The sequence below is a fragment of the Aeromonas sp. QDB25 genome, assembly GCF_027707725.1.
GTDB classification, from domain to species: domain Bacteria; phylum Pseudomonadota; class Gammaproteobacteria; order Enterobacterales; family Aeromonadaceae; genus Aeromonas; species Aeromonas caviae.
This window is the reverse complement of record NZ_JAPCIZ010000001.1, coordinates 64,118-77,802: the sequence shown is the minus strand read 5'-3', so window position 1 is coordinate 77,802 and position 13,685 is coordinate 64,118. Positions and strand designations below refer to the sequence as shown.

Below are 13,685 nucleotides of genomic sequence, written 5' to 3'. Positions count from 1 at the left end.
CCTGACTCCCTGTGTGAGGTCAAGACACACGGGGCCGGGCTACGACAGAGTGTGCTCTGCATCATGCCGGGCCGCTTTCGCCAAAGCTACAATGGCCCTTTCAATCAGGAGAGCCACATGACCCAACACATTCTCATCATTGCCAACGGCGCCCCCTATGGCAGCGAGTCCCTGTTCAATGCCCTGCGCCTCGGCATCGCCCTCAAAGAGGAGGGAAAGGTAGACCTCAACCTCTTCCTGATGTCGGATGCCGTCACTGCTGCTCTGGCCGGGCAGGCTCCGGCCGAGGGCTACAACCTGCGCCAGATGCTGGAGATACTGCTGGCTCAGGGCACCCGGATCCGGCTTTGCAAGAGTTGCACCGATGCGCGCGGCATCACCCCGCTACCCCTTGTCGAGGGCATAGAGATAGGCACCCTCCCCTTGCTGGCCCAATGGACTCTGGCCGCCGACAAGGTGCTGACCTTCTAGCCGTCAGGGCCCGACCCGGACCAGCGCAGTGCGCGAGGTCCGGGTACTCAGACCATAGAGCATCAGGATCACCAGGCAGAGCAGCGCCATCAGGGCATAAAGCCAGCTCCCGCCCCAGTGGGCCAGCACCCAGCCTCCCAGCAAGGCCCCCATGGCCACCCCGAGTCCGGAGATGGAAGCCGCCCCGAAATAGCTCCCCTTCAAATGACCAGGCGCCATCTGATCGATCAGCACATTGAGCAAGGGGAAGAGGATGCACTCCCCGACGCTCAGGAGGATCACCGCCACTATCCAGTGCCACCAGATGGCGGTATCCCCCAGCGCAAACTGCAACTGGGCGCCGAGAAAGAGCGCCACCCCGAGTTGCAGCTTGCGCCGTGTGGACCAGCGGGCAGTCAGGTGCAGCAGGGGAAACTGCAGCATCACTATGGTCAGCGCGTTGGTCGTCACCAGCCAGCCGATGAGCCGCTCCACCTCCGGCGTCCCCGCGCGGGTCAGATACTGGATGAGGGGCGACTCGAACTGGGCATAGACCAGCATCAGCAGCAGATTGGCCATGATCAGCAGCAGAAACCCCCTGTCCTGCCAGAGCACCCGCAGCACGGCACGCATGCCGGGCCCGGCCGCCTGGCTGGTGTGGCAACCTGCCAGCCTGAACCCGATGACAAAGACGATGCCAAGCAGCAGATAGCTGGCACTGAGCAACAGGAAGGTCTCCTGACGCGCGCTCAGGCCATAGGTGACGCCGAGCAGAGGACCGATGGCCGCCCCCAGGTTGAGCAGGAAATAACGCAGGTGCAGCGCCAGCTCACGGGCTTTGGGCTCGGCCAGATTGTCGGCCATCAGTGCCTTGCCCGGTGAGTCGATGAGCCCGTAGGAGAGTCCGCTGCCGATCACCCCGAGTGCCAGCCAGCCCACCTGGTGGGAGAGGCCGAGCAGGGCCACACTGGCGGCGGAAACCAGGCAGCCGAACAGCAGGATGTTGCGCCGCCCCCATTTGTCCGAGAGCCAGCCGCCATAGAAGCTGACAAGCGTGGAAAGCGCCGCCGTGGCCCCCAGAATCAGGCCTATCAGGGTCGCCGAAAGTCCGTAGTCACGGTAGAGCAGGATCGAGAGAAAGGGCCAGACCATGAAGAAGGTGGTACGCACCATGAAAGTGCCCAGGATGACGATCCAGACCAGGGAAGGAAACTGCCTGAGGTAGGCCCATGACATGCTGCAATTCCTTTTGCCAACGAAGCGGGGTCGTCCCTTATATCAAGGGGCGCCAAAAGGAACAAGGAGACAATCTGCGCCATGCCGGGCGACAGGCACAAAAAAGCCGACCCAAGGGTCGGCTCTTTCACATACGGCAGCCTTATTCGGCAGCCGGCTCTTCGACGGCAACGGCAGCAGGAGCAGCAGCCGCTTCAGTCGGTGCGTTCGCTTCCTTGATGGAGAGACGCACACGGCCCTGACGGTCCACTTCCAGTACCTTCACCTTCACCACGTCGCCGATTTTCAGGAAGTCGGCCACGTTCTGCACGCGGGCATCGGTGATCTGGGAGATGTGCACCAGACCGTCTTTACCCGGCAGGATGTTGACGAAGGCGCCGAAGTCAGCCAGGCGCACGACCTTGCCTTCGTAGATGCGGTTCACTTCGATCTCGGCGGTGATGGCCTCGATGCGGCGGATCGCTTCCATGGCGGCTTCGTTGGCCACGGCGGAGATGCGAACGGTACCGTCATCATCCAGCTCGATGTTGGTGCCGGTCTCTTCGGTCAGTGCACGGATCACGGAACCACCCTTGCCGATCACGTCCTTGATCTTCTCAGGATTGATCTTGATGGTGTGGATGCGCGGTGCGAAATCGGAGATCTGGGCACGGGGAGCCTGGATAGCTTCGTCCATCACCTTCAGGATGTGCAGACGAGCGCCACGAGCTTGCTTCAGCGCAATCTCCATGATCTCTTTGGTGATGCCTTCGATCTTGATGTCCATCTGCAGCGCGGTCACACCTTCGCTGGTACCGGCTACCTTGAAGTCCATGTCGCCCAGGTGATCTTCGTCACCCAGGATGTCGGACAACACGACGAAACCTTCTTCTTCCTTCACCAGACCCATGGCGATACCGGCAACGGAGGCCTTGATCGGCACACCGGCATCCATCAGCGCCAGGGAGGAACCACAGACAGACGCCATGGAGGAGGAGCCGTTGGATTCGGTGATTTCAGAGACCACGCGCACCACGTACGGGAACTCGGCGGCGCTCGGCATCACGGCAGCAACGCCGCGCTTGGCCAGACGGCCGTGACCGATTTCACGACGCTTCGGGCTGCCCATCATGCCGGTCTCGCCGACGCAGTAGGGCGGGAAGTTGTAGTGCAGCATGAAGCGATCGGCACGGTTGCCGGTCAGCTCGTCGATGTTCTGGGCGTCACGCTCGGTACCCAGAGTGGCCACCACGATGGCCTGGGTTTCACCACGGGTGAACAGGGCAGAACCATGGGCACGGGGCAGGATGCCGGTACCGACGGAGAGGGCGCGGATCATTTCCGGATCGCGACCGTCGATACGCGGCTCACCACGTACGACGCGACCACGGACGATGCGGCTCTCCAGGCTGTGGAACTCTTCGCCGATCTTCTTGGCATCTTCTTCCACGCCGGATGCGATGACTTGCTCGACCACGCGGCCCTTGATGGCTGCGATGGTTTCGTAACGAACAGCCTTCTCGGTGATGCGGTAGGCTTCACCCAGTTCAGCGGTGGCCAGTTCGGCAACTTTGGCTTTCAGCGCTTCGTTGACGGCAGGCGGGGTCCAGTCCCAGGGCTTGGTACCGACGTCGGCAGCGAATTCATTGATGGCGTTGATCACGGTCTGCATCTGCTCGTGACCGTAGACCACGGCGCCCAGCATCACCTCTTCGGAGAGGATGGCCGCTTCGGATTCCACCATCAGCACCGCATTGGCAGTACCGGCAACCACCAGATCCAGATCGCTCTGGGGCAGTTCGGTGGTGGTCGGGTTCAGCACGTACTGGCCGTTCATGTAACCCACGCGGGCTGCACCGATCGGGCCGCCGAACGGGATGCCGGAGATGGCCAGGGCCGCGGAGGCACCGATCATGGCAACGATGTCGGGAGAAACGGCCGGGTTCACGGACATGACGGTGGCAACCACCTGAACCTCATTGAGGAAGCCTTCCGGGAACAGCGGACGGATGGGACGGTCGATCAGACGGGAGATGAGGGTCTCACCCTCGCTCGGACGGCCTTCACGACGGAAGAAACCACCCGGGATACGACCAGCAGCATAGGTACGCTCCTGATAGTTGACGGTCAGCGGGAAGAAATCACGGCCGTGATCGGCCTCTTTCTTGCCAACGACAGTCACGAAGACACAGGTATCGTCCATGCTGACCATGACGGCCGCAGTGGCTTGACGGGCCATCACACCGGTTTCCAGTGTGACGGTGTGTTGACCGTACTGGAATGACTTTACAATAGGATTCACGTGAATTTCCTTTTAACAATTTGGCGCTTTAAATTCGCGTGCAAGTATACTTGATTCGCATCAAAAGGTAAGCGCGGACGTCAATTCTGTGAGGCAGGCAACGGCCTGCATCCTGTTTGAAACGGGCAATAAAAAAGGGGAACCTCGCGGTTCCCCTTTTTTGCGAAATCTGATGGTCGATTAACGACGCAGACCCAGCTTGGCGATCAGAGCAGCGTAGCGCTGAACGTCTTTACGCTTCAGGTAGTCCAGCAGCTTACGACGCTGGGAAACCATGCGCAGCAGACCGCGACGACCGTGGTGATCCTTGGCGTGCTCCTTGAAGTGACCTTGCAGATGGTTGATCTGGGCAGTCAGCAGGGCAACTTGCACTTCGGGGGAACCGGTGTCGTTGGCGCCACGAGCGTTGTCGGCAACGATTTGAGCTTTGATCTCAGCATTTAGAGACATGGTATTACTCCAGTAGAGTGTTTAAAGGTTCACAGCCAATCTCTAATTCAGCCGTGAAATGAGGGCGGTATCATAATCGTCCCCGCCCCTTTTCGCAACGGGAAAGACGCGTGACAGACCGATACCACCTGAGGATCACTCCTCGTCGTGGTAGCGAACCAGACGCTTGGGCGCCACGCGCCCCTCGTCATCGATCTCGCCAACCCCGATGAATTCGCGCTCCGGGCCAACCGTCATGCGGACCTGGCCACTTTGGGGGCTACCTGCCACCTGCACGGCCTGACCCTGGTTCACATAGGCGGCCACGGCGACCAGCATGTTCACCTCGGGCAGGGAGGCCACAGCGGTGTCCATCGGCAGCAACAGGGGATCCAGCTGCTCCCGTGGCGGAATGCTTTCGGCCTTGGCCTGCTCGAAGATACACTCGAGCTGCTCCAGGGTCAGCATCCGCTCGTAGGGGTAGCTCGCCACCTGGGTGCGACGCAGCTGGGTGACGTGAGCGCCACAGCCCAGCACTTCCCCCAGATCGTCCACCAGGGAGCGGATATAGGTACCCTTGCTGCAATGCACTTCCAGCTTCACCTCGTCCCCCTCGAAGCCGAGCAGCTTGAGTTCGAAGATGGTGATGGGACGGGCTTCCCGCTCGATCTCGATCCCTTCACGGGCATATTCGTAGAGCGGGCGGCCGTTGTGCTTGAGGGCGGAGTACATGGACGGCACCTGCATGATGGGGCCGCGGAACTGGTCCAGCGCCTCGATCAGGGTGCCCACCGCCACGTTCACCGGGCGGGTGGAAACCACCTCGCCGTCGGAGTCACTGGTATTGGTGCGCTCGCCCAGCTTGGCGGTCACCTCATAGCGCTTGTCCGCTTCCAGCAGATACTGGGAGAACTTGGTGGCCTCCCCGAGGCAGATCGGCAACATGCCGGTGGCCAGGGGGTCCAGGGCGCCGGTATGGCCAGCCTTGGCGGCGTTGTAGATCCGCTTGACCTTCTGCAACACATCGTTGGAAGTCAGGCCGGTCGGTTTGTCCAGCAGCAGGATGCCGTGTACGTCACGGCCTTTGAAACGACGTCTACGAGACATCTCAGGCGTTATCCTCAGTCGTGTCATCCGGTGCGGATTGCTCTTCGTCACGACCGGCTTCAGTCATGCGACGCTTGTCTTCACGCACAGTGTTGGTCACCAGGTTGGAGAGGCGCATCCCCTCGACCAGGGTCTGGTCGTAGTAGAAACGCAGCTCGGGCACCACCCGCAGACGCATGGCGCTGCCCAGCAGGCTGCGGATGTAACCGGCAGCCTCGGTCAGGCCCTTGAGCCCTTCCTTGATGCGCTCGGCGTCATTCTCCAGTTGCAAGAAGGTGACATAAACCTTGGCATAGTTGAGGTCCTTGGAGACCTCCACGTCGGAGACGGTCACCATGCCGATGCGCGGGTCTTTCACCTCGCGCTGCAGGATCAGCGCGATTTCACGCTGGATCTGCTGCCCGACCCGACGGGTCCGGCTGAATTCTCTGGCCATATTCTATCCTGCGATAAAAGGGGGCCGCGGCCCCCTATTTTGTCTAACGCTCGGCTTACAGAGTCCGCTGGATTTCAACGGTCTCGTACACCTCGATCTGGTCGCCTTCACGCACGTCGTTGTAGTTCTTGACCGCGATACCACACTCGTAGCCGTTGCGAACTTCGTTGACGTCATCCTTGAAGCGGCGCAGGGATTCCAGCTCGCCTTCATAGATAACCACGTTGTCACGCAGAACGCGAATGCGGTTGGAACGCTTGACCACACCTTCGGTAACCATACAGCCGGCAACGGCGCCGAACTTCGGCGACTTGAAGACGCTACGCACTTCAGCCAGACCGATGATCTCCTGACGATACTCAGGAGCCAGCTTGCCGCTCATGGCCTGCTTCACTTCGTCGATCAGGTCATAGATGACGGAGTAGTAACGCAGATCCAGGCTCTCGGATTCGATGACCTTGCGCGCAGAAGCGTCGGCACGGACGTTGAAGCCCACCAGGATGGCGCTGGAAGCCGCGGCCAGGGTCGCGTCGGTTTCGGTGATGCCACCTACGCCGGAACCCACGATCTTCACCTTCACTTCGTCGGTGGAGAGTTTGACCAGCGCATCGCAGATCGCTTCCACAGAGCCTTGTACATCGGCCTTGATCACCACGTTCACTTCGGACACTTCGCCCTCAGTCATGTTGGCAAACATGTTTTCCAGCTTGGCCTTCTGCTGGCGAGCCAGCTTGACTTCGCGGAACTTGCCCTGACGGTAGAGCGCCACTTCACGGGCTTTCTTCTCGTCACGCACGACCGTGGCTTCGTCACCGGCAGAGGGAACGCCGGACAGACCCAGAATTTCCACTGGCAGAGAGGGACCTGCTTCCTTGATCTCGCGACCCAGTTCGTCACGCATGGCGCGAACCCGGCCGTACTCAAGACCACACAGCACAATGTCGCCCTGACGCAGAGTGCCTTCCTGTACCAGCACGGTGGCAACCGGACCACGACCTTTATCCAGGAAGGATTCGATCACGACGCCGTTGGCCATGCCGTCAACCACCGCTTTCAGCTCCAGGACTTCGGCCTGGATCAGGATGGCTTCCAGCAGGTCGTCGATGCCTTCGCCAGACTTGGCGGAGACGTGCACGAACTGGCAATCGCCACCCCACTCTTCGGACATGACGTTGTAACGGGCCAGCTCGGTCTTGACGCGATCCGGATCCGCTTCAGGCTTGTCGATCTTGTTCACCGCAACAACCAGCGGCACACCGGCCGCCTTGGCGTGCTGGATAGCTTCGATGGTTTGCGGCATCACGCCGTCGTCAGCTGCAACAACCAGCACAACGATGTCGGTCGCCTTGGCACCACGAGCACGCATGGAGGTAAACGCCGCGTGACCCGGGGTATCCAGGAAGGTGATCATGCCGCTGTCGGTCTGTACGTGGTACGCACCGATGTGCTGGGTAATGCCACCGGCTTCGCCTGCGGCGACCTTGGCTTTACGGATATAGTCCAGCAGCGAGGTCTTGCCGTGGTCGACGTGACCCATGATGGTCACGACCGGCGCACGCGGCTTGGCTTCGGAGGTCTCGTCACGATCGCTAAGTACCGCCTCTTCCAGCTCGTTCTCACGGCGCAGCACTACCTTGTGACCCATCTCCTCGGCGACCAGCTGAGCGGTCTCCTGGTCGATCACCTGGTTGATGGTGGCCATGGCACCCATCTTCATCATCACCTTGATGACTTCAACGCCCTTGACGGCCATCTTGTTGGCGAGCTCCGCCACTGTGATGGTCTCGCCGATGACGACGTCACGGTTGACCACGGCAGCCGGCTTGTTGAAGCCGTGTTTCATGGCGTTCGGCATGGCCATCTTGCCACGCTTGCCTTTGCGGGCACGGGGATCGCGGGAGTTGCGGTCATTGCGGTCGTCTTCGCGACGGCCGACCTTCTTCGGCGCCTTGGCAGCGGCAGCCGTGCGACGGCTGGTCTCTTCCTTACGATCCAACTCATCTTCGGCCGCTTGCGCGTGCTTGTTGGTGGTCAGATGGTAATCGCTGCTCTCTTTGGCGCGAGCCGCTTCTTCTTCAGCCCAGCGGGCCGCATTCTGTTCCGCCATGATGCGAGCCTCTTCGGCTTTCTTCGCGGCGAGTTCTTCAGCTTTTTGCAAAGCTGTCTGTTCCTGTTGGCGCTTCAGTTCTTCTGCTTCGCGCTTGGCCATCTTTTCTGCCTCTTGCTGAGCTGTGCTAACGGCTGCTTTGGCGGGCTGTTGAGCCTGTCGAGCCTTCTGTTGTGCCTCGATCCGCGCCTTTTCCTCAGCTTCACGACGAGCCTGCTCAGCCTCACGGCGAGCCTTCTCTTCAGCGTCGAGGCGGGCCTTCTCTTCGGCCTCGCGACGAGCTTTTTCTTCTGCTTCCAAACGCGCTGTTTCCTCGGCTTCCGCCTGGCGCTGTTCATCTTCCAGCGCCGAGCGTCTTACATAGGTGCGAGACTTGCGCACTTCTACCTGCACTTCCTTGTTCTTGCCACCAGTCCCCTGAACACTCAGGGTGCTCTTGGTCTTGCGCTGCAAGGTCATGCGAGCAGGTGCGGTGACCTCGTCACCTCCATGCTGTTTCTTCAGATGTGCCAGCAGAGTCTGTTTCTCAGACTCGCTGACCATGTCGTCGGCCTTGCTCTTCACGATGCCGGCATCGACAAACTGCTGGAGAAGACGATCAACCGGCGTGTCGATGTCAGTGGCAAGTTGCTTAACTGATACTTCTGCCATTCATTTTCCTCCGTTTGACCTTATTCAGACTGCTCTTCTCCGAACCAACAGATATTGCGAGCAGCCATAATGAGCTCACCTGCCTTCTCGGCGGTCAACTCTTCGATGTCGGCAAGGTCATCGATACCTTGCTCTGCCAAATCTTCCAGGGTGCCGACGCCGCGAGCGGCCAGGGCATAGGCCATTTCACGACCGAGGCCGGAGAGATTGAGCAGTTCTTCGGAAGGCTCGACGCCTTCAAAGGATTCTTCTTTGGCCAGGGCCTTGGTGGTCAGGGCATCCTTGGCACGCTTGCGCAGCTCTTCGACCATGTCTTCATCCAGACCGTCGATGGCCAGCAGCTCGTTGACCGGGACGAAGGCGATCTCTTCCAGGGTGGAGAAGCCCTCTTCCATCAGCAGGCCGGCGAAATCGTCGTCGATGTCGAGGGTGCTGGTGAACAGGTTCATGATGCGGTCGTTCTCGGCCTGGTGCTTGGCACGCATGTCCTCGACGGTCATCACGTTCAGTTCCCAACCGGTCAGCTGGGAGGCCAGACGCACGTTCTGACCGTTGCGGCCGATGGCCTGGGCCAGGTTGGCGGCTTCCACGGCGATGTCCATGGTGTGGTTGTCTTCATCGACGATGATGGAGGCCACATCGGCTGGCGCCATGGCGTTGATCACGTATTGGGCCGGGTTGTCATCGTACAGCACGATGTCGGCACGCTCACCGCTCAGCTCGGCGGAGACGGCCTGAACGCGGGCACCACGCATGCCGATACAGGCACCGATCGGGTCGATACGACGATCGTTGGTCTTGACCGCGATCTTGGCGCGGGAACCCGGATCACGGGCGGCGCCCATGATTTCAATCATCTCTTCGCCGATTTCCGGCACTTCGATGCGGAACAGCTCTTTCAGGAAGTCCGGGCTGGAGCGGCTGACGAACAGCTGGGAACCACGGGCTTCCGGACGCACGGCGTAGAGCAGGCCACGGATGCGGTCGCCGGGACGGAAGGTCTCACGGGGCAACATGTCGTCACGGAAGATCACGGCTTCGGCATTGCTGCCCAGATCCAGGATCACGTTGTCGCGGTTGCTCTTCTTGACCACGCCGCTGATGATGGTGCCTTCCTTGTCCTTGAACTGGTCAACGACCTGGGAACGCTCGGCCTCGCGCACTTTCTGCACGATGACCTGCTTGGCGGTCTGGGTGGTGATACGGTCGAAGGTCACAGAGTCAATCTGGTCTTCAACATAGTCGCCGATCTGGATATCCGGCTGCTCGATCTGAGCGGCTTCGAGAGTGATTTCCCCGTACGGGTTCTCCATGGAAGCCTGATCGGCCACCACGACCCAACGGCGATAGGTGTCATAGTCACCGGTCTTGCGATCGATCTCGACACGCACTTCAATCTCGCCTTCGTATTTTTTCTTGGTCGCAGTCGCCAGCGCAGTCTCCAGAGCCTGGAAAATCTTCTCGCGGGGGACAGCCTTCTCGTTGGACACAGCGTCAACGACCAGCAAAATCTCTTTATTCATATCCGATAGCCTCGTTAACCAAAGTTCGGCACTATGTTCGCTTTTTGGATATTGGTGAAAGCCAACACCTCGTCCTTACCATCTACCGTCAGAGTGATCATGTCCCCCTGCACGGCTTTGATTACGCCTTTGAACTTGCGGCGGTTGTTTGTTGCCATCCGAAGCGTTACCGCCGCCTCCTGGCCAACGTATTTTTCGAACTGGGCGACCTTGAACAGTGGACGATCCAGACCCGGGGAAGACACCTCAAGGTAGTACTCCTCGGTGATGGGATCTTCGACATCCATGATGGCGCCGACCTGGCGGCTCACCTCGGCACAGTCTTCCACCGTCACGCCTTGCTCCGAGTCGATGAAAACGCGCAAGGTCGAGTGCTTACCCGCACGGATAAACTCGATACCCCACAGTTCAAAACCCAAGGCAACGACCGGAGCCTCGAGCAGATCGGTCAAACGTTGTTCCAACGTAGCCAAAGTCACCCTCCGAAAAACGAAAAAAGGGCATATAGCCCAGATAGAAATAGATTCAGAGTAAATTGCACATAACAAAAAGCCCCGATGTCAAATCGGGGCTTGGCGCTTTACCCTGATTGTCGCCTCGCAGCGACCGCCTTCCTGAGCGTAGGAAATGCGTGAAATTTGGTTGCGGGGGCCGGATTTGAACCGACGACCTTCGGGTTATGAGCCCGACGAGCTACCATGCTGCTCCACCCCGCGTCCGAAATCGTGCGAGATTATAGCCACTTCACTCTCGTGAGACAAGACTCAGCGGCTATAACATCCCGGTTACCCGGGTTCACTGCTTAATTGGTGCCGTGGGCGGGACTCGAACCCGCACACCCTAGAGCACTACCCCCTCAAGATAGCGTGTCTACCAATTCCACCACCACGGCAAAACTCTTACTCTGGAACGTCAGTATCTTTCTTCACTGGCGCTTTGCTCTGCTCAACTTGTTGAGTCTGTTGCAGATTTTCCCATTCACTACCCTGTTTGACCTTGTTGCTGGACATGGAACCCAGAACCAGACTAATCAAGAAAAACAGAGTAGCCAAAATCGCTGTTGTGCGGGTCAGGAAACTTCCTGAACCACCGGAGCCGAACACTGTATTCGATGCCCCTGCGCCGAAGGAGGCGCCCATATCAGCCCCTTTACCTTGCTGAATCATTACCAGACCAATCAGAGCCAGCGATACCAGCAGATAAACGACCAAAAGAATCTCGTACATTTAACTTGCACCCTTTGCCGCTTCAACTATTCCTAAAAACGCCTCGCCATCAAGACTTGCCCTGCCTATCAGACCGCCATCAATATCGGACTGCGCAAACAAATCTTGTGCATTGGCCGGTGTCACGCTCCCACCATAGATGATTCTGACTTTCTCACCTATTACCGGAGTATCCTCCGCCAAGCGACTGCGAATAAAGGAATGAACCTCTTGTGCCTGCTCGGGTGTGGCGCATTTACCTGTACCTACAGCCCAGATTGGCTCGTAGGCGATGATAGCATTATCGAAAGCCATCGCGCCATTTTTCTCTATGACGATGTCCAGTTCCTCGGCAATCACCTCAAAGGTTCTTCTTGCCTGCCTCGCCGCGCCTGACTCACCCAGACAAAGTATGGGTATCAGACCTGCTGCTCTGACTGCCGCAAACTTCTCTGCGACGATAAAACTGGTCTCACCAAAGAGACGCCTGCGCTCGGAGTGGCCAACAAGTACATATCGGCAACCTGCCTCGACCAGCATCTCACACGAGATTTCACCCGTATAAGCGCCATGTCTGTGCTGACTCACGTTCTGAGCCCCCAGCTTCACTCTTCCCTGCTCACCGAGCAGTTCTGCTGTGAAACCGAGATGCACATGGGATGGACACAAGACCACATCTACGTCTTCATCAATGCGCTCTGTGCACTGACTCGTAAAGTGCTCTAACTGCGACCTACTACCGTGTAACTTCCAGTTGGCTGCTACAAACGGCTTGCGATGTCCCATCGGCAACTCCCTTGCGAAAGCGGGGCTGATAATATCCAGAGGATGCTCAGCTGACAAGTGCTATTTTCAAATTTTCGAATCGTTTGAACAAGATACAACCAAGGCGACTAAAAAGCCGCCTTGATTGTTCATTAAAACGCCGATTCGACCTGTTTGGCGATGCGCTCTGCCATATCGCGCACCTGCTGTTCGTGTTCACCTTCGACCATGACCCGGATCAGGGGCTCGGTGCCAGATTTGCGCAACAGCACCCGGCCACGGCCGGCCAGTTCCTGCTCCACTGCCGCCACTTCCTGCTGAACGGCACCGGAGGTCAGCGGATCCTTGCCTTCGGCGAAGCGCACATTGACCAGCACTTGCGGGAACTTGCTCATGCCCGAACGCAATTTGGCCAGCGGCATCTCGGCACTGCGCATGGCCGTCAGCACCTGCAGGGCGGCGACGATACCATCCCCCGTGGTGGTCTGATCCAGGCAGATGATATGACCGGAGTTTTCGCCCCCGATGCGCCAGCCCTTCTCGTTCATCATCTCAAGCACATAGCGGTCACCCACCTTGGCACGGGCAAAGGGGATGCCCAGGGTCTGAAGCGCCAGCTCCAGCCCCATGTTGGCCATCAGGGTGCCCACCACACCGCCCTTGAGGCGGCCATGGCGCAGGGCATCCCGGGCGATGATGTAGAGGATCTCATCCCCGTCGATGATGTAACCAGTGCTGTCCACCATCACCAGACGGTCGCCGTCACCGTCGAAGGCGACGCCGAGATCTGCCTTGCATTCCTGGACCTTGGCGGCCAGCGCCTCCGGTGCTGTGGAACCGACACCGTCATTGATGTTGAGCCCATCCGGGCTGCAGCCGATGGCGATGACTTCGGCACCCAGCTCGCGGAAGACGGAAGGGGCGATGTGGTAGGTGGCACCATGACCGCAATCCACCACCATTTTCAGCCCTTCCAGGCTCAGATTGGAGGGGAAGGTGCTCTTGCAGAATTCGATGTAGCGACCAGCCGCATCATCAATGCGCTGCGCCTTGCCAAGCTCCGCGGACTCCACGCACTTGAGTTCGTTGTCGAGCTCGGCTTCGATGGCCAGCTCGACATCATCGGGCAGCTTGGTGCCGTCGGCGGAGAAGAACTTGATGCCGTTGTCGTAATAGGGGTTGTGGGATGCACTGATGACGATGCCGGCTTCGGCACGGAAGGTGCGAGTCAGGTAGGCAACCGCCGGGGTGGGCATGGGTCCCATCAGTATGGCTTTGAGACCGGCGGCGGAGAGCCCCGCCTCCAGTGCCGACTCCAGCATGTAACCGGAGATACGGGTATCCTTGCCGATCAGCACCTTCTTGGTCCCTTTCTTGGAGAGCACCTTGCCGGCGGCCCAGCCGAGTTTCATGACGAAATCCGGGGTGATCGGGTATTCACCCACCTTGCCGCGCACACCGTCGGTGCCGAAGTACTTTCTGGTCATTGTCTGTT

General features: G+C 59.1%; 12 protein-coding genes and 2 tRNA genes. 1 reads left to right on the top strand and 13 read right to left on the bottom strand.

Annotated features, from left to right (window positions below):
- Nucleotides 1–117: 117 nt before the first annotated feature.
- Complete coding sequence (locus PG883_RS00355; RefSeq protein ID WP_010675361.1) at nt 118–471, top strand: DsrE/DsrF/TusD sulfur relay family protein; 354 nt, start codon at nt 118–120, stop codon at nt 469–471.
- Between the two features lie 3 nt (nt 472–474).
- Here the strand turns inward: PG883_RS00355 and PG883_RS00350 are convergent, their stop codons facing one another.
- From PG883_RS00350 to glmM, 13 genes are all read right to left on the bottom strand, one after another.
- A complete protein-coding gene (locus PG883_RS00350; RefSeq protein ID WP_069652097.1) occupies nt 475–1,686 on the bottom strand; it encodes an MDR family MFS transporter in 1,212 nt (403 codons plus the stop codon).
- Nucleotides 1,687–1,828: 142 nt separating this feature from the next.
- Nucleotides 1,829–3,967 carry a polyribonucleotide nucleotidyltransferase gene (gene pnp, locus PG883_RS00345; protein ID WP_029314766.1) on the bottom strand — a complete coding sequence of 713 codons (2,139 nt, stop codon included), beginning with the start codon at nt 3,965–3,967 and terminating at the stop codon, nt 1,829–1,831.
- Between the two features lie 180 nt (nt 3,968–4,147).
- The gene (rpsO, locus tag PG883_RS00340; RefSeq protein WP_010675364.1) at nt 4,148–4,417 is read right to left on the bottom strand and encodes a 30S ribosomal protein S15; all 270 of its coding nucleotides are present in this window, start codon (nt 4,415–4,417) and stop codon (nt 4,148–4,150) included.
- A gap of 135 nt (nt 4,418–4,552) precedes the next feature.
- Nucleotides 4,553–5,503 (bottom strand): tRNA pseudouridine(55) synthase TruB, encoded by a 951-nt coding sequence (gene truB, locus PG883_RS00335; RefSeq protein ID WP_010675365.1) that lies wholly within the window; start codon nt 5,501–5,503, stop codon nt 4,553–4,555.
- A 1-nt stretch (nt 5,504) separates the two neighbouring features.
- Nucleotides 5,505–5,939: a 30S ribosome-binding factor RbfA gene (gene rbfA, locus PG883_RS00330; protein ID WP_010675366.1), complete on the bottom strand. Its 435-nt coding sequence runs from the start codon at nt 5,937–5,939 to the stop codon at nt 5,505–5,507.
- A gap of 55 nt (nt 5,940–5,994) precedes the next feature.
- Complete coding sequence (gene infB / locus PG883_RS00325; RefSeq protein ID WP_029314767.1) at nt 5,995–8,697, bottom strand: translation initiation factor IF-2; 2,703 nt, start codon at nt 8,695–8,697, stop codon at nt 5,995–5,997.
- Nucleotides 8,698–8,717: 20 nt separating this feature from the next.
- A complete protein-coding gene (nusA, locus tag PG883_RS00320) occupies nt 8,718–10,220 on the bottom strand; it encodes a transcription termination factor NusA (RefSeq protein WP_010675369.1) in 1,503 nt (500 codons plus the stop codon).
- Between the two features lie 14 nt (nt 10,221–10,234).
- Entirely contained in the window at nt 10,235–10,693 is a 459-nt protein-coding gene (gene rimP / locus PG883_RS00315; protein ID WP_010675370.1) for a ribosome maturation factor RimP, read from the bottom strand.
- 166 nt (nt 10,694–10,859) lie between these two features.
- Nucleotides 10,860–10,936, bottom strand: a tRNA-Met gene (locus PG883_RS00310).
- Nucleotides 10,937–11,027: 91 nt separating this feature from the next.
- Nucleotides 11,028–11,112 (bottom strand) — tRNA-Leu (locus PG883_RS00305).
- Nucleotides 11,113–11,119: 7 nt separating this feature from the next.
- The gene (secG, locus tag PG883_RS00300; RefSeq protein WP_010633113.1) at nt 11,120–11,446 is read right to left on the bottom strand and encodes a preprotein translocase subunit SecG; all 327 of its coding nucleotides are present in this window, start codon (nt 11,444–11,446) and stop codon (nt 11,120–11,122) included.
- Nucleotides 11,447–12,211 carry a triose-phosphate isomerase gene (tpiA, locus tag PG883_RS00295; RefSeq protein WP_270806822.1) on the bottom strand — a complete coding sequence of 255 codons (765 nt, stop codon included), beginning with the start codon at nt 12,209–12,211 and terminating at the stop codon, nt 11,447–11,449.
- Nucleotides 12,212–12,342: 131 nt separating this feature from the next.
- Nucleotides 12,343–13,677: a phosphoglucosamine mutase gene (gene glmM / locus PG883_RS00290; RefSeq protein WP_069652095.1), complete on the bottom strand. Its 1,335-nt coding sequence runs from the start codon at nt 13,675–13,677 to the stop codon at nt 12,343–12,345.
- Nucleotides 13,678–13,685: the final 8 nt, after the last annotated feature.